Here is an 18,811-nt window from a genome sequence, read left to right on the forward strand (position 1 = left end):
CGTCGTACGGCCAGCGGCACCCCGCGTACCACCGCGGGAGTACGAGGAGGGGTGCGGCCCTGCTCCCGGCCCCTCTTGCCTTCTGTAACTACTAGTATGTACGGTGAGCTCATGAGCACTCAGGAGCGACTGATCGAGACGACCCGCGAGCTCCTGTGGGAGCGCGGTTACGTCGGCACCAGCCCGAAGGCGATCCTGCAGCGCGCGGGCGTCGGCCAGGGCAGCATGTACCACCACTTCACCGGCAAGCAGGATCTGGCACTGGCCGCGATCCGGCGCACCGGCGAGGAGATGCGGGCCGTGGTCGACCGGCTGCTCGGCACCGGCGGGTCGGCGTACGAGCGGGTCGAGGCGTATCTGCTGCGCGAGCGTGACGTCATGCGGGGCTGCCCGGTCGGCCGTCTGACGATGGACCCGGACGTGATCGCCAGCGAGGAGCTGCGCGCGCCCGTCGACGAGACCATCGCCCACGTCAGGACCCGGCTCGCCGAGGTGGTCCAAGAGGGCGTCGACAGCGGCGAGTTCGCCCCGCACCTCGTGCCGCACGACATCGCGTCGGCGATCGTGGCGACCGTGCAGGGCGGTTACGTCCTGGCCCGCGCCTCGGGCGACACGGGCACCTTCGACGCCGGCGCGCGCGGCCTGCTCGCGCTCCTCGCCCCCTCCCCCTCCCCCTCCTCCTCCCTCTCCTCCCCCTCTTCCGCCTCCGCCCCTTCGACCGACTGAGGACACGAACGTGCAGATCACGCGCACCCGCCCCGACACCCGGCAGGGCCCGGCCGAGAACTTCACCGGCGCGGTCTGGCTCGACGAGGTCGCGGCGCCCGAACTCCCCTCCCGGCTGCGGATGTTCAACGTCCACTTCGCCCCGGGCGCGCACACGGCGTGGCACACCCATCCGCACGGCCAGGTCCTGCACGTCCTGGAGGGCGAGGGCCGGGTGCAGCGCGAGGGCGGCGACGTCGAGGTGATCCGGGCCGGCGACACCGTCTGGATCGAGCCGGACGAGTGGCACTGGCACGGCGCGGGACCACGGACCTTCATGACGCACCTGGCGGCCGTCGAGGCGGCGCCGGACGGGACCACCACCTGCTGGGGCGAACACGTCGGCGACGACGAGGCCTACCCGGCGCGCTGAGGAAAGGCACGACGATGCACGCGATGCAGTACGAAGTGACGTTCCCGGCCGACTACGACATGGGGATCATCCGGGAGCGGGTGGCGACGCGGCACGCCTTCACGGACACGTTCGCGGGGCTCGGCGTCAAGGCGTACCTGATGCGCGAGAAGGGCGTCGACAGCTCTCCGGTGAACGCGTACGCGCCGCTGTACCTGTGGCGCACACCGGAGGGAAGAACACGTTCCTGTGGGGCCCCGCCTTCCAGGGCCTGGTGGCCGACTTCGGCCGGCCCGTGGTCCAGCACTGGGCGGGCGTCGCGTACGAGGAGGGTGCCACGGCCGCGGGGGCCGCACGGACCGCGGTGCGACGGCGCATGCCGGTGGAGGCGGGTGCCGAACTCCCCGAGCTGACGGCGGAGTCCGTACAGGACGTGGCTCGACTCGCCTCGACGGACGGGGTGTTGTTCGCTGCGGCCGCTGTCGACCCGCGCACCTGGGAGCTGTTGACCTTCTCCGTCTGGGACGACACCCCACCCAAGACGCCCGGGGACATCTATCAGGTACTGCACGTGTCGCAGCCCGAACGGGAGCAACTGCAACGAGGGAGGCAGTGGTGAACGAGGTCGTCCGCACGGTCCAAGGCGACATACGTCCACGTGAGTTGGGCGTCGTGGACGCTCATGACCACCTCTTCTTCCACAGCCCGCTGCTGCCGGGCCAGGAGCTGGACGACGTCGGCCTCGCCCAGCGGGAACTGGAGGCGTTCGCGGCCGTCGGCGGCGGCACCGTCGTGCAGTGGACGCCGTACGGGCTCGGGCGGCGGGCCGCGGAGCTGCCCGCCCTCGCGGCGGCGACCGGGGTACGGATCGTGGCCGCGACCGGCATGCATCAAGCGGCGCACTACGCACCGCAGTTGCTGGCGGATCGCGCCGAGGATCTCGCCGAGGTGTTCGTGCGCGACCTCACCGAAGGCATCGCGGGCAGCGGTGTCCGAGCGGGTCTGATCAAGGTCGCCGGCGGGTTCCACGCGCTGGACGCGCATGCGCGATGGACGATGCGGGCCGCCGCCGAGGCGCACCACGCGACCGGGGCGCCGATCGCCGTGCACCATGAGCTGGGCACGGGCGCGCTCGATGTACTGGACCTGTTGTGCGGGGAGTTGGAGGTGCCGGCGCGCCGGGTGATCCTCGGGCATCTGAACCGCTCGCCCGACTTCGTGACGCAGCGGGAGGCCGCACGCTCGGGGGCGTACCTCGCCTTCGACGGGCCCTCCCGGGCGAACCACGTGACGGACTGGCGGATGCCGGACGCGATGGCCGCGCTCGCCGGGGCCGGGTTCACGGACCGGCTGCTGCTCGGCGGCGACACGACGACGGCCGGGGCGCGGTCGGTGAGCGGCGGGCCCGGTATGCCGTATCTGCTGCGCCGGGTGCGGCCACGGCTGGAGGAGGCCCTGGGCAAGGAGGCGGTGACGCGGGTGTTCGTGGACAATCCCGCCGAGGCGTTCGCGGTGGAGTGGGCCTGACGGCATCCTGGTGGATGAAGGTCCGGGCGAGCGTCCGGGCGGGTGCCCGGGCGGGCGAGAAGGGTACGGCGTGCTCTCAGGTGTGCTGGTCGCTGAAAGCCTGCGTAAAGAAACCGAGTTGAGTGGTATACCACTGACTCTCGTCCGGGTGCGTCGGGTGACCGGCGTCGGCGCCGGTCACGGGCAGCCCGCCGACTGGACGCTGCTCGATTTCGAGGCCGAGGAGCGGCACGGCCCGGCGCTGGCCGGCGCCCTCTCGGAGTGCCTGTCGCCGGACGGCGGCTGGTACGCGGACTTCCACAGCGACACCGAGGTGTACGTCGTCCTGGCCGGCCAGGTGTGCCGCTACCGGCGCGGCGACACGGCCGGACGCGAGCGGGCCCGCGCCCAGGCCCGCCGCTCGGGTGTCCCGGAAGCGCAACTCGACTGGTCCGAGTAGGGGTTCAGCCGATCCGGCGGATCCGGAGCGGCTCCAGGTCCGCCTTGCGCAGCCGCCCGTGGACGCCCTTGACGATGTCGACGACCTGCGACACGTGGAAGTCGCCCGCCGCGCTGAGATAGGCCAGGGCCACCGGGCCCGGGATGCCGCAGTGGTGGTCGAGGAAGGCGAGGGCGTCACGGACCGCGTGCCGCATGGCCTCGTCGAGGTCGCGGTCGAGGCCGATGACGAGGTGCTCGTCGGCGGTCTCGGCGTACGGGGCGCGCAGTGCGGCCGACAGTGCGCGGGACGCCGGGTCGCGGTGCAGGGTCAGGCGGAGCGTCGCGCGCAGCGGCGCCTCGAACGCGGTGAGCGCGACCTCGCCGTCGCCCTGGCCGAAGTGCGGGTCGCCCGCGTAGAAGAGCGCGTCGGGCACCTGCACCGGCAGGTACAGGCGGGCACCCGTGCCCAGCAGCCGGATGTCGAGATTGCCTCCGTGGCGGCCGGGCGGCACCGAGTGCACCGGCTCCGTGGTGTCCGGCGCGACGCCCATGATGCCGAGGAACGGGCGGAGCGGGAAGGCGAGTTCGCGGCCGTCGCCGACCGGCAGGCGGCCGGTTCCGTCGGCGCCGACGGTCGCGACGAGGCTGACCGGCGGGACCGGCGCTCCGTCCGGATGGCCTGCCGGGGGCTGCGGGTACTCCCCCGGCAGGGCGCCCTTGGCGTGCCGGTTGCTGATGACGCCGTAGGGCGCGCGGCGGCGCAGGGTGAGGACCTCGACCTCCAGGACGTCGCCGGGGCGGGCCCCGCGGACGGCGATCGGGCCGGTGACGACGTGCGGGCCGTGGACCTGGGGGTCGTGCGGGCGGGAGCCCGCCGCCAGGTCGACGGCGTCGCGGAGCAGCGCGTCACCAGGGATGCCGGACGCGGCGAAGAACGTCGCCGGGTCCCGGCCCTGGTCGCCGAGGATGCCTTCGTGGCTGATCGTGTCGAGGGTGACGCGTGCTCCCGGGTCCACGGTGAGCCGGGGCTTGCTCGCCGCGTTCGGCAAGAGCCCCCAGTGCACGGCGTCGGCCTCGGCGGGCAGATAGTGGTCGCCGTCCACGGGGCCCTGTCCCGGCTGCAGAGTGATCATGGCAGCCGACGGTCGCACAGCCGGGTTTCCCGCTCGTTACATCCGGTGGATCGCGCCGCGCCGTACGGGACTTCGGCCGAAACATGTCGTCCGTATACAGGATTCTGTCCACGCGCCGCGACGCTCCGAGAGGACCGAAGCCACCGATGACAGACCTCATGCTGCGCAACGCCCGCCCCGAGCGGTCGCCCGACCCGGTGGACATCGCCGTCACCGACGGGATCGTCACCGGCCTGGCCGCGCACCTGCCCGGCACCGCCCGCGAGGAGATCGACTGCGCGGGCCGGGTGGTGCTGCCCGGGCTCATCGAATCCCATCTCCACCTGGACAAGGCCCTGCTGGACGATCTGCGGCCGAATCCGGACGGCAGTCTGGACGGGGCGATCTCCGTCACCGGCGAACTGAAGAAGGGCTTCACGTACGCCGATGTGCGCGACCGCTCGAGCCGGGTGATCGAGTGGGCCGTCACGCACGGCACGACCCTGATCCGCGCCCACCCCGACGTCGACCCGATCGTGGGCCTGCTCGGCGTCGACGTACTGCTCGAACTGCGGGAGAAGTACCGGGCGTTGGTCGATCTGCAGATCGTCGCGTTCCCGCAGGAGGGCATTCTGCGGGCGCCCGGCACCCTCGATCTGCTGCGTGAGGCGATGCGGCGGGGCGCCGACGTGGTCGGGGGCTGCGCCTACAACGAGGACGACGCGGACGACTGCCGACGCCATGTGGACCAGGTGTTCGACCTCGCCGCCGAGTTCGACGCCCCCGTCGACATCCACGCCGACTTCGCCGACGACGCGAGCGACCCGCGCCAGGCCATGGCCGCGTACATCGCCCGGGCGACGGTGCGCGCCGGCTGGTCGGGCCGCGTGACGCTCGGCCACATGACGGCCCTGGGCGGGCTCCCGAAGGACGAACGGGAGCTCCTGATGAAGGAGTTGGCCGCCTCGGGGGTCGCCGTCGTACCGCTTCCCGCGACGGACCTGCACCTGGGCGGACGGCGCGACGAGTACGCGGTGCGCCGGGGCGTGGCGCCGGTCCGCGAGCTGTGGGAGCAGGGCGTCACCACGGCGTACTCGTCGAACAACATCCGCAACGCGTTCACCCCCTACGGCACCGCGGACCTCCTGGAGGTCGGCCTGCTGCTCGCCCAGACCGGGCACCTGTCGGGCTCCGACGATCTGGCGCGGGTGGTCCACATGGCGACGCACGGCGCGGCCCGCGTGGTGGGGATCGCCGACCGGTACGGCCTGCGGCCCGGCGCCGCCGCCGACCTCGTCGTGCTCGACACCGAACGGTTCGACGACGTCCTCCTGGAGCGCCCGGCCCGCGCGTACGTGGTGAAGGCCGGCCGCGTGGTCGCCCGCACCCGGACCACCACCGAGCTGCTGCCCGCCTGATCGCCCCGCCCCCCCTCCTCACCGCCGCCTGCCACAGGAGTTGATCCGTCATGTCCGCGCAGCCCGAACTCCGCGAACGGATTCCGCACGAGATCGTCGCGTCCGTCCTCGCCGCGACCACCGCCTTCATCGGCGGCACCGCGCTCCATCTGCCGCCCTGGGCGATCTTCATCGGCTGGGCCGCGACCTTCCTGCTGGGCGGCCCGAGCACGGCGAACGCGAAGCGGCTGTGGTGCGCGATGCCCGCCGGGTCGACGTTCGCCCTGGCCATCGTGCTGGTGGAACAGCACGCCGGGGACACCTTCGGCACCGGCCAGTTCGCCCGCAACGCCTTCCAGGCACTGGTCATCCTCGTCATCAACTCGGCCCTCATGTACGCGGGGCGACTGAATCTCCTCTCCCTGATCCCGGGCATGTTCCTCGGCTTCGCCTCGTACTTCGCGACGTTCTTCGGCGGCTTCGGCTTCGACGCGGGCAACGCGTGGGCGGCCTGGGTGTGCGTGGTCGCGATGAACGCGCTGGGCCCGGTGTACGCCTGGCTGTCGACGAAGCTGACGTTTCCGGCGCGGCGGGCGGCGGTCCGGGAGGCTCCGGCCGCGGAGCCGGCCGAGGTATTGCACTGAGCGTTCCAAAACCGGTACGGTTCCCCCATGGCCCGACCGAGGACGTTCGACGAGGAGCGGGCCCTGGACGCCGCGATGCACGCCTTCTGGGAGCACGGCTACGAGGCCACCTCCACGCAGGAGCTGTGCGCCGCCACCGGCCTGGGCCGCAGCAGCATCTACAACACGTTCGCCAGTAAGCACGAGCTCTTCACGCGCTCACTGACCCGCTACATGGAGAACATGACCGCGGTCCAGGTGGCCGTCCTGGAGAACGTGGAGCGGGCGCCGCTCGACCGCATCCACGACCTGTTCGCGCTGATCGTCGACACCGAGATCGAAAACCGCAGGGACGGGCGCAGCCCCGGCTGCCTCACGGTGAACACGACCGTGGAGCTCGCCGGACGCGACCCGGACACGGACCGGCTCCTGGAGCGGGACCTGGCCGTCCGGCTCGCCACCATGGAGGGGGCGATCGCGGCCGGGCAGCGGGACGGCACCATCACGTCCCGGCGCTCCTCCGGCGAGCTCGCCCACTTCCTCAACGCCGTGATCGGCGGGATGCGCGTCTCCGGTCAGGGCGGCGCCGACCGCGCCGCCCTGGAGTCCACGGCGCGGATCGCCCTGGACGCCCTCACGCACTGACCCCCACACAGCCCCCGCACACCACCGGCCACCGGGCGTCGCCACATGACGCCCTGCCCGAATCAGCCATGCCCACATTTTGTACTGACCTATCCAAAACTAGGTTCTCCGGAGGAGCACCCATGCCCCGTGCCGTCTATGCCCTGGCATTCGGCATCTTCGCGATGGTGACCAGTGAGTTCGTCGTCGCGGGCCTGATGCCGCAGATGGCGGACGGTCTCGACGCGACCATCCCGCAGATCGGCTATCTCATCACCGCGTTCGCCGCGGCGATGGCCTTCGGCGGCCCGTTCCTCACCGTGGCCCTGCTCAAAGTCCCGCAGAAGCGGGCCCTGCTGATCCTGTTCACCGTCTTCCTCGCCGGCAATGTACTGGCCGCGACCGCGACGACCTACCCCGTGATGCTGGCCGCGCGCGTCGTGACCGGTGTCGCCTCGCAGGCCTTCTTCGGAGTGGCCCTCGCCCTGTGCGCGCAGCTGACCCGCCCCGAGGTCCGGGGCCGCGCCGTGTCCGTGGCGCTCAACGGGCTGATGCTGGGCACGCTGCTCGGGCTGCCCCTGGCCACGTACGTCGGCGAACGGCTCGGCTGGCGGGCCGCGTTCTGGGGCGTCTCGGCGCTGGCGCTGCTCGCCGCGGCGGCGACGCTGATCGGCGTGCCCGACCTGCCGGGCGCCGACGGTTCGGGACAACTCCGCGCCGAGTTCGGGGTGTTCAGATCGGCGCGGCTGTGGCTGACGCTGTCCACCAGCACCTTGGTGATCGGCGCGACGTTCGCCGCGTTCAGCTACCTCAACCCGATCCTCACCGGCATCTCCGGGTTCGGCGCGGGTACCGTGCCGCTGCTGCTCGTGGCGTACGGGGCGGCGACCGTGGTCGGCAACATGGTCGTCGGGCGGTTCGCGGACCGGCACACGCTGACCGTGCTGCTCGTCGGTCTTGCCCTCAACTCTCTTTTCCTGCTGGCCTTCGCGCTGTTCGCCCAGCTGAGTGCCGCGGCTGTGCTGTGCATGCTGGGCATCGGGCTGGTGGGCGTCACCATGAATCCGGCGATGGTGGTGCGGGTGCAGCGCAGGGCCAACGCGGGCGCCCTGGTGAACTCCGTGCACGCCTCGTTCATCACGCTCGGCATCGTCGTGGCGACCTCGGTCGGCGGTGTGGCCATCGACGCGTACGGGCTGCGGGCGCCGCTCTGGCTCGGCCTGGCGCTCGCCCTCGTCGGGATCGCCTCCCTGGTCCCGGATCTGACGGAGCGGAAGAAGCGCGCCGTCACCGTCCCGCAGGAGCCGGTCACCGCGCGCGTCTGATCGCGGGTCACCGGGCGAGCGCGCCCAAGGGGTCGTCGAGCACCGGCTGCCAGGCCAGCTCGGCGGCCCCGACCAGGCTGTTGTGGTCGAGCGTGCACGCCAGGATGGGGACGCCGCCGCTACGTCCCCACAGACTGCGGTCGGCCACCACCGCGCGCAGCCGCTCCGGGTCGGCGTCCAGCAGGGTGCGGTGCAGTCCACCGAGGATGATGCGGTCGGGGTTGAGGATGTTGACCAGGCCCGCGAGGCCGAGCCCGAGCCGGTCGACGAGCGTCTCGACGGCCGTACGGACACCGAGGTCGTCCGGGGCGTCGCGCACCAGCCCGCGGGCCTGCTCCAGGAGCGAGCCGTCCGGGTCCGGGGTGCGGCCCGCCGCGGTGAGGAAGGCCAGCGGGTCGGCCTCCACGTCCAGGCAGCCGCGGCTGCCGCAGTGACAGGGCCGGCCCTCGGGATTCACCGTGAGGTGCCCGACCTCCAGGGCGAGCCCCGAACTGCCCGTGTGCAGACGGCCGTCGAGAACCAGGGCGCCGCCGACGCCGCGATGCCCGGTGGCCACGCACAGCAGGTCGCGGGCGCCGCGCCCCGCGCCGTGCCGGTGCTCGGCGAGCGCGGCGAGGTTCACGTCGTTCGCGGCGAACGCCGGGGTTCCCAGGGCCGCCTCGCGCACACAGTCGGCGAAGATCTCGCGCACCCGGGATCCGGCGGGCCAGGCCAGGTGCAGCGGGTTGAGGGCGGTGCCCTCGGGCTCCGCCACGGCGGACGGCACGGCGAGCCCGGCGCCGACACAGCGCCGCCCGGTGGTCTCCAGCAGCCGGACGCCCGCCTCCACGACGGAGCGCAGCACGTCCGCCGGGTCGGGGTCGATGATCTCGCACCCGGGGGTGGTGGCGACGATCCGGCCGCCGAGTCCGACGAGGGCCGCGCGGTAGCCGTCGGCGTGCACCTGCGCGGCCAGGGCCACCGGTCCGTCCTCGGCGACGGACAGGCGGTGCGAGGGCCGGCCCTGCGAACCGGCCGCCGCGCTCGGCCGGGCGTCGATCCGGATCAGCCCGAGCGCCTCGAGCTCGGCCGCGACGGCGCCGGCCGTGGCCCGGGTCACGCCGAGTTCGGCGGTGAGGACGGCGCGGGTCGGCGCCCGCCCGGTGTGGACGAGTTCGAGCGCCGGACCGAGCGCGCTGCGGCCCCGCTCCAGGCGCGGTGGCCGCGCGGCACCGTCGCCCGCCGTGTGGCTCCCGTTCCCGGAGGCCGCCCTGCCGCCCATCAGCAACTCCTCGCCGTGATCACGGTCAGGAATGGTATCCGGTGAACGCCGCGCGCCCGGCCGGTGAGCGCCGCCACCGGTCACAGACCGCTGACCCGCAGGGTGATGTTGAGCCGTCCCTCGAGGCCCAGGTCCGGCGGGGCGGTCCCGCGCAGGGTTCGCGGCACCCCGTGGAACGCGAACCGGGACGGCCCGCCGAACACGAAGAGGTCCCCGCTGTGCAGCTCGACGTCCGTGTAGGGCTTGGTCCGGGTCTCGGTGTTCCCGAACCGGAAGACGCAGGTGTCGCCGAGGCTGAGCGACACCACGGGCGCCGCCGATCGCTCGTCCCGGTCCTTGTGCAGGCCCATGTGGGCGCCGGCGTCGTAGTAGTTGATCAGCGCGATGTCGTACGTGTCCTGCGGCGCCCCGTCCCCGTACGCGGCGCTCACCGCCTGCCGGCCGAGCGCGGCCAGTTCCGGCGGCATCCCCTTCACCGGCTGTCCGTCCCCGTCGACGGCGGTCCGCGCGTACCCGTACGGGAACCAGTGCCAGCCGAGTCCGAACTGCCGCACCGTCATGTGCCCGCCCCCGGGCAGCCGCACCTCGCGCAGCCCCGCGGGCGGCCGCGCCCAGGTCCGGCACGACGCGACCAGCGCGCGCTGGCGGGCGGGGTCGAGCCAGTCCGGGACGTGGACGGCACCGGGGGCGACCTCCGCCCGCTCACGTGGGAACAGTCCGCTCATGCCCCCATCCTGCGCCCTGCGCGTCAGCCGTGCACCGCGCCCTCGCGCCGCAGGTCCAACGCGCGTTGGACGCGGCCGACATCCTTGGCGTACGTGCGGTACAGCGCGGTCAGGAGGAGGCCGTTGGCCGTCATGAGGACGACGAGGACCCACAGGAACACCGGCTGCAGTCCGAAGCGGTCACCGAGGAACCCGGCGCCGAGGCCGAACGCCGCCCATGCGATCGCCTCGAAGACGTTGATGTAGATCGCGAAGGCGGCCGCGCGGAGTTCCGGCAGCACGACGGCCATCACCATGGGCCGGTTCACCGGCGGGTTCACGCCCTGCGCGAGGCCCATCAGACCGAAGAACAGGGCGTACGGGCCGATCGATCCGTAGTCGAGCTGCGTGCCGAGGAACGCGAAGAGCGCGAAGGCGAACTGGGCGCCTTGCAGGACCGCGGTCAGTCCGCGGCGGGGGCTGCGGCGCACCGCGCGGTCGGCCGCCCAGCCGCCGAGGACGGTGCCCGCGAAATAGCCGATGCCCTGGGGCAGCAGGACCACGGCCGCCGTCTGGGTGCGGAACCCGTACACGTCGACGAGGTACACGATGCCGAACGTGGTGATCAGCAGGTGCCCGGACATCAGACGGGAGACGAGCAGCAGGGCGAAGCTGGGAATCCGCAGCAGAGCCGCGGCACGCCTCCAGGTGAGCCGCGGGTGGGCGCGTGCGTCGGCGTCGAGGCCGGCGAGCTGGGTCTCGGCCGCGCCGTGTGCCGGTTCGCGCAGCCATCGCCACAGGGCGAGACCGAGCAGCACGTTGAAGGCACCGATGCCCCACAGGCCCCAGCGCCAGCCGTCGTCGACGCGGGCGAGCTGCCCGGTGAGCGGGGCGATCACCGCCGCGGCCAGGGCCACGGCCCCGTACACGAAGCCGACGGCGCGCCCGCGCGTGGCACCGCCGAACAGGTCGCCGATGATCTCGTTGATGAGCGGATGGGCGGCGGCGTACCCGGCGGCGAGGATCGTGTACAGGACGAGGAGCTGGCCGAAGTTCTGCGCGAAGCCCGCGGCGATGCCCCAGACACCCCACAGTCCGGTGGCGACGACGAGCACGGACTTGCGGGAGTACCGCTGTGCCGCCATCACCCACAACGGTCCGGCGACCACGCCGACGACCTTGCTCGCGGCGGTGAGGGTGCCCAGTGCGCCCAGCGAGACGCCGAGCGACTGGCGGATCAGCGGGAACAGACCGCTGACCAGGCTGGCCTCGGTGCTGTCGACGAGCAGGGTGCCGCCGAGCAGCGACAGCTGCCGCCGGCGCCCGGGCGCTTCTGCTCCCGGGGACTCCTTCGTCGTGCGGGCGGGACCCTCGATAAGCTCGGGCATCGCGCCACCTCTTTTCTGCGTGTGAGACGTCGGGGACGGGGACGGTGCTTGCGCCGGTGACGGGGTGGCCGCCCCGTCACCGGCTTTCTTCCTCAGGGGCCGCTCAGAGCTCGGCGAGCTCCTCGGCGACCCGGCGGAGGTCGGGCGGCGGGACGAGCCCGCCGGACATGGCCGCGACGTCGAGCAGGGGCGTCGGGCCGAGGATCTGGAGCAGTTCGGAGTCGACGACGCCGGGCAGGTGGCGGCGGAGGATCTCGACGGCGACGGGGTCGGAGACGAGCACCGCCATCGGGGTGCGCAGCGAGTAGCGGCCCTCGGGGTAGTCCTCGGCGCGGGGCAGCGGCTGCGCGGTGCGCGCGGCCTGTTCACGCTGGGCGCCGACGAGCAGATGCTCCTCGGTGACGGGGCCCTCGGCGGGCAGCCCGAGCCGCTCGTACTGGCTCGGCGGCGCCTCGTTCGCCCGCATCAGCTCGACCAGCAGGCCCGCCATGCGCAGCTCGACGGCGTCGTCGGTGAGCGGGCTGCGCTGCTCGGGGTCGGCGCTCAGGTCGAAGAGCAGGGTGCCGTGCGCGTATGGGTTGAAGAAGGAGCGGCCCGGCATGCGCAGGGTGCGGACGCCCTTGGTGAAGCCGAACGGTTCCGCGAGTTCGAGGTCCGCGAGTTCGGCGGGGGTGAACCGGCCGCGCATGTGGGTGGGCATCAACGTGTGTTCTTCGAGCGGGGAGTTGGCGGCGTCGGCGGGGGCGCGCATGTACACGTACCGCCCGTCGGTGACGTTGACGTGCCCGCCGTGGATGCCGAACAGGGCCGCCTCGCGCGCGGGCGTGTCGTCGGCGACCGGCAGGGGCGCGCCCTGCGTGTCCGGCGGGGTGTCGACCGCGAAGTAGTCGAGCAGCGTCGGCGCGATGTCGATGGTCTGCACGAGGGACGAGCGGCGCTCCCCGGCGGTGCCGTGCCGGGGGTCCCAGACGAACAGCGGGAGATGGACCAGTTCGTTGAACCAGGGCTGGACGCTCTTGCCCCACCAGCCCTTCTCGCCGAGCAGGAGCCCGTGGTCGGTGTTGACGATGAGCAGGGTGTCGTCCCACAGGCCGAGTTCGTCCATCGTGTCGAGGACCCGGCCGAGCGAGTGGTCGCACATGGACAGCAGCGCCCCGTACTCGTAGCGGGCGTGCGCGACTTGACCGTCCGTCTCGACGACCCGCTTGTAGTCGGGCCAGTCGAAGTGCGGCCCGTCGTAGGCGTGCGGGTAGAGGTCCTTGTACCTCTGGTGGCTGAAGAACGGCTCGTGCGGGTCGAACGTCTCGATCTGGACGAACCACTGGTCGGCGTCGGCGTTCGTGCGCACGAACTCCAGGCCCGCGTCGAAGGTGAGGGTCTGCGGGTGCCGGTCCTCGGTCGCCATGTACGGCCGGTTCACCCAGTCCTGCCGGTAGGCCCCGAAGCGCACCTTCTTGAGGTCCTCGGGTATCTCGGGGTCGGCGACCTGCCCCTTCCACGGGTCGCCCTCCTGCCCGCGGAAGAACTCCCAGGTGTTGTAGCGGCCGTGGTAGGTGGCGCCGCCGTCCTCCCAGTAGTGCGGGTGGTCGCTGACGAGGTGGGTGTGGACGCCGTGCTGCTTGAGGAGTTCGGGCATGGAGTCGTCGAACGGTTCGAGCGGCCCCCAGCTGCGGTGCAGGAAGTTGTGGCGCCCGGTGTGCAGTTCGCGCCGCGCGGGCATGCAGGGCATCGATCCGGCGTACGCGTTGTCGTAGGTGACGGTGCGCTCGGCGAGGCGGGCGAAGTTCGGGGCGTGGGTCCAGTCGCTTCCGTACGGCGGCAGCATGCGCCGGTTGAGGCTGTCGAACATGACCATGATGGCCTTCATGCGGAGGTCCCTTTCCGGCGGTCTTCGAGGAGGCGCAGCATCCGCTCCAGCCACTCCACCCAGCGGTCCACGGACGCGGTGCCGTAGGTGTGCATCTCGTCGCTGACGCGCTGGGCGAACTCCTGGTCCAGTTCGGGCAGCGCGTCCTCGAAGCGCATCGTGCGGTCGCGGTGGCGGTTCTGGGCGATCTGGGCCCGGCGGTAGGCGAGTTCGGTCTCCACGAGACGGATCGCGGCCGCGGTGTCGAGGGACGCGGCGAACTGGAACCGGGCCATGAAGTCGACGTCCTGGAAGCGGCTGGGCGGGTCGTACGGGGAGTGCACCCACTCCAGGAGCACGTCGCGGCCCTGCGGGGTGAGCCGGTAGACCTTCGCGTCGGGCCGTCCCTCGCGCGGGTCCACCTCGTACGTCACCCATCCGTCGGCGACCATCCGCGCGAGCAGCCGGTAGATCTGGCTGTGATGGGCCCGCGAACGGACGAACTGGCCCTCCGTCTCGACCCATTTGCGCAGGTCGTAGCCGCTGCGCGGGCGGTACGACAGCAGCGCGAGCAGCACGTGCTCAAACCTCATGACGCCACAACTCTCTATGTGCACCTTCACCTATGTGCAGAGATTCATATAGGGAGGAGGCGCGGGGCGTCAACGGTTCCGGCAGTGGTGTGACACGGCGTTGTCGCGGCGTACACGAACGCACGATGTGCAGGTCCGCCCTGGCAGCAGCGGGGTCACGCGTGAGTGGCGCGAGGAGAGTTCAGGCCCACTGCTGGGCCTCGGGCTGCGGAAGCAGGGCCATCAGTTCGGAGTCGTGGACGGACAAGGCCACGGAATCCGGTGGGAGCGATGCGTCCCCCTGGACCGTGCGAGCTTCGTGCATCGCCTCGGCCAGCCGGTTCATGGCGTAGATACGGCTTCCGCCCAGCGATGCCTGCGGACCGAGGGCACGGACGAGGCGGGTCAGTTCGGCCGCGACCATGCTGCTGGGGTCCTGGCCGGCGGGGATCGGCTGCACGATCAGGATGCGCTGCCCGCCCTGGGGGTCCCGCACGATGAGGGCGTGCTTGCCGACGGCTGTGTCGCAGCGTCGGGCCGCGACGTCTTGACGCCCGGGCCGGGTCTTGATGACGTACGCGCGCGCCTTGTCGGCATGCAGGAGGCCGGGCGCCAGGTTGGCCATGACCCGCCTCGCCTTGGCGACCTCCCCTTCCAGGAGGAGTTCGAGGGCGGCGGTCCGCGCGGCGCAAGCGGCGTCGGACGCAGCGCGGTACTCGCGGGTGGCTTGGTCGACCAGACCGAGGAGCTTCGCAGCGTGGTGCAGCAGGCGCACGTCCACCCCGTCGAAGGCCGTCTCGCGCAGGACGGCGAGCTCGGTGTCGGTGGGGGTGCTCGGCCCGAAGGGAACCCTGTGCAGGTGCGGGCCGTCCGTCGACTGCGCGGTCGTACCGTCGACGCGCCCACGCAGGCCGGCTCGGGCGAATTCCTCCGCTGCGGTGTCCGGTGCGGCGGCAAGGACCCGATCGGGCTCCCTCACGAGCACCTGGGCGTTCAGGGTACGAGCCAGCCAGTCCGTGATGCGCTGGGTCGCGCGGGGGTCGGCGAGACGGGAAGGCAACTCCTGTACGAGAGAGCCGAGTTGTGCGGCCCTGCGTTCCGCCGTCAGTAACCGTGTGCGCTGAATGTCCTCGTGGACGCCCTGCCAGGTCTCGGCCGGGGCGGAGGTGACCAGCAGGGCGATGCCGTATCTGACGGCGTCGTTGACGGTGTCCCGAGGGAAGGGCTGGCGGGCCCCCGGCGCGAACACCGTCAGGGCAACGCTCCCCTTTGCGCTCATGTGCTTCAGCAGCCGGCCGAGCAAGGAGATGATGCGTCCGCGCAGTTGGAACGACGCGGTGCTGGTGATGAGGATCAGGGAGCCGTCCGGCAGTTGTGCGGGAACGCCGTTTTCCAGCAGTTCTTCGGGCGTGAGCGTCACGACACCGGTGATCTCCGCGGAGGGCGCCACGGTGGCACCCTTCGACGCGAAGGTGATTCTGAGTTCTGGTTTGTCGGTGGGCAGCGAGCCCAGTGTCGTCGGCATGGGGGGCACTCCTGGAGTGAGCCGGGCGAACGCATGAGCGTGGTGGCGCCTTGAGGCGCGGCCGCCGCGTCAGAACCTCATGCGTGGGCTTCCGCATCGCTGCCTCACCGCACGGGGGTTCCGCCGGCCGAGGCCGCTCGGGCGGGAGCGGTCAGAAACAGTGAGGGGCCGCTCGGGCCGGCCCGGGTTGAGGTTGAGGTTGAGCTTCCCTGCCACCGCCATCACGTCTCCTCCTCCCCCGTCTCTTCGCCACGGTTACGCGCAGGGCGCGGACGGGTCGAAAATCCTGGTCGTGCAGTTCCTCCGCCTTGCCCTCAAAACGTAAGGTTGCCGCGCACGGCCGCCGCGCGATCTTCACCTGGCGGCCCCGCAAGCAGGCCTTACAGCCTGTGCACGGCCATGAGCACAAGGTCTCGATCGCAGTCGTGATCCTGCCTTGCGCACACGGGGGTGTCAACTAAAGTACACAGGGCGCGAGTCGGGCGGAGCGAAAGACGGGGTTGTGAGCAGACATCGGGTGGACGAGCTCCGGGATCTTCCCGGCCGCCGTGGCCTGCGGTGAGTCGCGGAGGCCGTCCGTCACTGGCGGAGAAGCTCAAGAGCCTCATGGCTTCCGGGCGGGACGCAAAGGGCCGGCCCTACTCGGTCCGCACGCTGTCGGCGGCAGTCGAGGACCTTCCCGGCGACCACGTCTCCGTCTCGCACGCGTCGATCAACAAGCTGTCCAACGGGTCGCAGGACAATCCCACGATCGCCACCGTCCTCGCTCTGGCCGAGGCTCTGGGGGACGTTCCGCCCGCGCATCTGCTCCCGCACGGGCCCTACAGCGACGTGACCGCACTGCGGGCTTTCGAGGATCCGCGTGCGCGCCACGTCCTCGCTCTCCTCAGCGGTCTGCCCGAGGAATCGATGAACGAGCTCGTCGCCCAACTGGAGCGCAAGCGCGCCGAGTTGGGACTCGATCCGGTGCAGCCGTTCCAGGAGCCCGTCGAGGAACTCCCGCCCCGTCAGCACAAACCGAAGGATCCGCCCAAGCGTGGGCGCGGCCGTCGGCGCAGCGAGGAAGAAATCGCACAGTACGGTGCGGACAGTCTGGAAGGGTTCTGACGTGGACGGCATAGTCTTCGGAACGTGCGCCGTGGTCGGCTTGCTGGTCACGGCACTCTGCGCACGGAGAGCCGTGGGCACTCCACGAGTCTCCACCTGGTCCATAGCCTTCGCGTTCGGGGTCTGCACCCTCGGGGTGCTGTTCGCCGTGCCGACCGTCGCGCAGTGGGCCGAGCGCACCTCGGGGATCGAGAACATCGCGAAGTTGGTCGCGCACATCTGCGCCATCCTGTGGTGCGCGTTCCTGCAGGTGACCATGGTCGACCTGGCGTACCGGCCGGAGTACCTGAAGTGGGCGATCCTTCAGCGAGGGTTCGCCGCCCTCGCCTGGCTGGGGATCATGGTGCCCCTCTTCATGGCGACCAATGACCCCGGTGTCGCCTTCACCACTGCTCACGCGGACAACCCCCAGGTCACCGCGTACTTGCTGATCTACCTCGCCTATGTCCTGATCACATGCGGCGAGTTGGCGTTCATGTGCGGCCGCACCTCGTACCGCAACTGGGGCATCCGTCCTTGGTCCGGCGCGGGATTCGGGCTCTCCGCCGCCGCGGCCGTGCTCGGCGTCGCCTACGCCGTTTCCAAGGGCAGCTACCTCCTGTGCTACGCCTTGGACGTTCCGTGGTCGCTGCGGGTGGAGGAGGCGTTGAGCCCGGCGCTGGCCGGACTGGCGATCCTGTGTCTGTTCTCCGGGCTGACCCTCCCCATGATCGGTGTGCTGCGTGAGCGTCTTCGAGACAAGAAGGTGCTCGCCGCCGGCTGACGTCGCCCTCACATGACTGTGGCCCCGTTCGGTTGCCGAGCGGGGCCACAGTCATGCGGTGCGGTCAGACGCTCGGTCCCGACCGGAAGCTCACGCGCAGGCTCGTCAGTCCGCGGGCCCGCTGGGACCGGCGCCAGGCGGCGGGCCGGTCGCCGTCGAGGGCCAGGTGGGGGTAGCGGTCGAGCAGTGCCGTCAGGGCGATCTCCGTCTCGGCCCGTGCCAGTGGTGCGCCCAGGCAGTAGTGGATGCCGTGCCCCAGGGCGAGGTGTCCGGTGGCGTCGCGTTCGATGTCCGGTCGGTCCGGGGCCGCGAACCGGTCGGGATCACGATTCGCGGCGGACAGCGAGAGCAGCACCGTCTCCCCCGCGGGCACCGTGACGCCGCCCAGCGTGATGTCCTCGGTGGGGAACCGCCGGATGGCGAGCAGGGCGGGCCCCTCGACACGGGCCAACTCCTCCACTGCCGCGGGCGTCTTGGACGGATCCGCGCGGAGGACGGCGAGCTGCTCGGGATGCTGCAGCAGTGTCCAGATCGCGTTGCCGATGAGCTGGATGGTGTTCTCGAATCCGGCGTTGAGGATGAGGAACACCAGGCTCATGAGCTCGTCCTCGCTCAGCCGGCCGTCCTGCGCGTCGTGCGCGGCGATCATGTCGGACAGGAGGTCGTCGGCCGGCTCGTGCCGCTTGTGCGCGATGAGCTCGGCGAAGAAGCGCATCATGGCGCCCATGGCTTCCTTGCCGGCCTGCGGCCGGCCGGGATCCGGGGCGATCAGCGTCTGCACCCAGCCACGGAAGTCTCCGCGCCGCTCGCCGGGCACTCCCAGCAACTCGCAGATCACCGCGATGGGCAGCGGCGCCGCGTACGCGGTGATCAGGTCGGCGGTTCCCTCCGTGCCGAGCGCGTCCAGCAGCTTGTCGGCGATCGCGCGGATCGGGGCGCGCAGCTGCTCCACGCGGCTCGTGGTGAAGGCGCGGCCGACCAGGCGCCGGATGCGGGTGTGGTCCGGCGGATCCATGTTCAGGAGGTTCGCGTCGAGCGCCGACGGCAACTGCAGGCCTTGGTAGTTGCCGGGGAGTGCGTTGGTCTTGTCCAGGGAAAGGCGAGGGTCGGCGAGTCCGGCCCGCACGTCCGCGTAGCGGGTCACGAGCCAGGCCGGTTGCCCGTCCGTTCCCTTGATCCGGTGCACTGGCGACGTGGTCCGCAGCCGGTCGTAGACGCCGTACGGGTCAGAGATCAGATCGTCAGCGAGGTCCATGCCGGTAGCCTAGGCGCCGGTGTTACCAGCGGGTTCGGCGCCCCGCACCGGTGAACAGCCCGGCCTCTGCCCGCTCCGTCGAGTCCACCGTCTCAATTTCCTTCTCTTTCCGATGGGTTCACGGCCGTCCGCGGCAGGACCGAAGGCGAAGCCGGCACCATCAGGTCAGGCCGGGGCGTCGGTGTCCTGCGTGGGGGCCGCGGACACGTCGGGGCCCTGCTCCACCGCCCGCGGGCCCCTCCACA

The 18,811-nt window shown here is 71.6% G+C and carries 18 protein-coding genes and 1 pseudogene; 11 read left to right on the forward strand and 8 right to left on the reverse strand.

Annotated elements, in window-relative coordinates:
• Positions 1-96: 96 nt before the first annotated feature.
• The 5 genes and pseudogenes from ACVHNB_RS24255 (at position 97) to ACVHNB_RS24275 (ending at position 3,083) form a co-directional block, all read left to right on the forward strand.
• A complete protein-coding gene (locus ACVHNB_RS24255; RefSeq protein WP_456225864.1) occupies positions 97-726 on the forward strand; it encodes a TetR/AcrR family transcriptional regulator in 630 nt (209 codons plus the stop codon).
• A gap of 10 nt (positions 727-736) precedes the next feature.
• Entirely contained in the window at positions 737-1,138 is a 402-nt protein-coding gene (locus ACVHNB_RS24260) for a (R)-mandelonitrile lyase (protein WP_428956572.1), read from the forward strand.
• A 14-nt stretch (positions 1,139-1,152) separates the two neighbouring features.
• Positions 1,153-1,736: pseudogene (locus ACVHNB_RS24265) on the forward strand (DUF4865 family protein).
• On the forward strand, positions 1,730-2,644 hold the full coding sequence (locus tag ACVHNB_RS24270) for a phosphotriesterase family protein (protein WP_456225865.1): 915 nt from the start codon (positions 1,730-1,732) through the stop codon (positions 2,642-2,644). The pseudogene ACVHNB_RS24265 and the gene ACVHNB_RS24270 overlap by 7 nt, the downstream one beginning before the upstream one ends.
• A gap of 148 nt (positions 2,645-2,792) precedes the next feature.
• Positions 2,793-3,083: a hypothetical protein gene (locus tag ACVHNB_RS24275; RefSeq protein ID WP_456225866.1), complete on the forward strand. Its 291-nt coding sequence runs from the start codon at positions 2,793-2,795 to the stop codon at positions 3,081-3,083.
• Positions 3,084-3,087: 4 nt separating this feature from the next.
• Here the strand turns inward: ACVHNB_RS24275 and ACVHNB_RS24280 are convergent, their stop codons facing one another.
• Positions 3,088-4,197: an acetamidase/formamidase family protein gene (locus tag ACVHNB_RS24280; protein ID WP_428956568.1), complete on the reverse strand. Its 1,110-nt coding sequence runs from the start codon at positions 4,195-4,197 to the stop codon at positions 3,088-3,090.
• A 146-nt stretch (positions 4,198-4,343) separates the two neighbouring features.
• Here ACVHNB_RS24280 and ACVHNB_RS24285 point away from each other — a divergent pair, with 146 nt between their 5' ends.
• The 4 genes from ACVHNB_RS24285 (at position 4,344) to ACVHNB_RS24300 (ending at position 8,145) form a co-directional block, all read left to right on the forward strand.
• On the forward strand, positions 4,344-5,594 hold the full coding sequence (locus tag ACVHNB_RS24285; RefSeq protein WP_456225867.1) for an amidohydrolase family protein: 1,251 nt from the start codon (positions 4,344-4,346) through the stop codon (positions 5,592-5,594).
• 50 nt (positions 5,595-5,644) lie between these two features.
• Positions 5,645-6,217, forward strand: a complete 573-nt coding sequence (locus tag ACVHNB_RS24290; RefSeq protein WP_428956566.1) for a DUF1097 domain-containing protein — start codon at positions 5,645-5,647, stop codon at positions 6,215-6,217.
• Between the two features lie 27 nt (positions 6,218-6,244).
• Entirely contained in the window at positions 6,245-6,841 is a 597-nt protein-coding gene (locus ACVHNB_RS24295; protein ID WP_428956565.1) for a TetR/AcrR family transcriptional regulator, read from the forward strand.
• A gap of 122 nt (positions 6,842-6,963) precedes the next feature.
• A complete protein-coding gene (locus tag ACVHNB_RS24300; protein WP_456225868.1) occupies positions 6,964-8,145 on the forward strand; it encodes an MFS transporter in 1,182 nt (393 codons plus the stop codon).
• 7 nt (positions 8,146-8,152) lie between these two features.
• Here the strand turns inward: ACVHNB_RS24300 and ACVHNB_RS24305 are convergent, their stop codons facing one another.
• The 6 genes from ACVHNB_RS24305 to ACVHNB_RS24330 form a co-directional block, all read right to left on the reverse strand.
• Positions 8,153-9,406: an ROK family protein gene (locus ACVHNB_RS24305; RefSeq protein WP_456225869.1), complete on the reverse strand. Its 1,254-nt coding sequence runs from the start codon at positions 9,404-9,406 to the stop codon at positions 8,153-8,155.
• Between the two features lie 80 nt (positions 9,407-9,486).
• Positions 9,487-10,131 (reverse strand): alpha-ketoglutarate-dependent dioxygenase AlkB family protein, encoded by a 645-nt coding sequence (locus tag ACVHNB_RS24310; RefSeq protein WP_428956562.1) that lies wholly within the window; start codon positions 10,129-10,131, stop codon positions 9,487-9,489.
• Between the two features lie 23 nt (positions 10,132-10,154).
• Positions 10,155-11,498, reverse strand: coding sequence for an MFS transporter (locus ACVHNB_RS24315; protein ID WP_456225870.1), 1,344 nt, complete (start codon positions 11,496-11,498; stop codon positions 10,155-10,157).
• 103 nt (positions 11,499-11,601) lie between these two features.
• On the reverse strand, positions 11,602-13,365 hold the full coding sequence (locus tag ACVHNB_RS24320) for a sulfatase (protein ID WP_456225871.1): 1,764 nt from the start codon (positions 13,363-13,365) through the stop codon (positions 11,602-11,604).
• Positions 13,362-13,937, reverse strand: coding sequence for a helix-turn-helix transcriptional regulator (locus ACVHNB_RS24325; protein WP_428956559.1), 576 nt, complete (start codon positions 13,935-13,937; stop codon positions 13,362-13,364). The genes ACVHNB_RS24320 and ACVHNB_RS24325 overlap by 4 nt, the downstream gene beginning before the upstream one ends.
• Before the next feature lie 181 nt (positions 13,938-14,118).
• Positions 14,119-15,441 carry a hypothetical protein gene (locus ACVHNB_RS24330; RefSeq protein ID WP_428956558.1) on the reverse strand — a complete coding sequence of 441 codons (1,323 nt, stop codon included), beginning with the start codon at positions 15,439-15,441 and terminating at the stop codon, positions 14,119-14,121.
• Positions 15,442-16,047: 606 nt separating this feature from the next.
• Here ACVHNB_RS24330 and ACVHNB_RS24335 point away from each other — a divergent pair.
• Together ACVHNB_RS24335 and ACVHNB_RS24340 are read left to right on the forward strand one after the other, a co-directional pair.
• Positions 16,048-16,548, forward strand: coding sequence for a hypothetical protein (locus ACVHNB_RS24335; RefSeq protein WP_456225872.1), 501 nt, complete (start codon positions 16,048-16,050; stop codon positions 16,546-16,548).
• A gap of 73 nt (positions 16,549-16,621) precedes the next feature.
• Positions 16,622-17,311 (forward strand): hypothetical protein, encoded by a 690-nt coding sequence (locus ACVHNB_RS24340; RefSeq protein ID WP_428956556.1) that lies wholly within the window; start codon positions 16,622-16,624, stop codon positions 17,309-17,311.
• 64 nt (positions 17,312-17,375) lie between these two features.
• On the opposite strand, the gene ACVHNB_RS24345 is transcribed toward ACVHNB_RS24340, so the two are convergent.
• Positions 17,376-18,566 (reverse strand): cytochrome P450 family protein, encoded by a 1,191-nt coding sequence (locus ACVHNB_RS24345; RefSeq protein ID WP_456225873.1) that lies wholly within the window; start codon positions 18,564-18,566, stop codon positions 17,376-17,378.
• Positions 18,567-18,811 lie beyond the last annotated feature (245 nt).

The organism is Streptomyces sp. YJ-C3 (genome assembly GCF_053891275.1).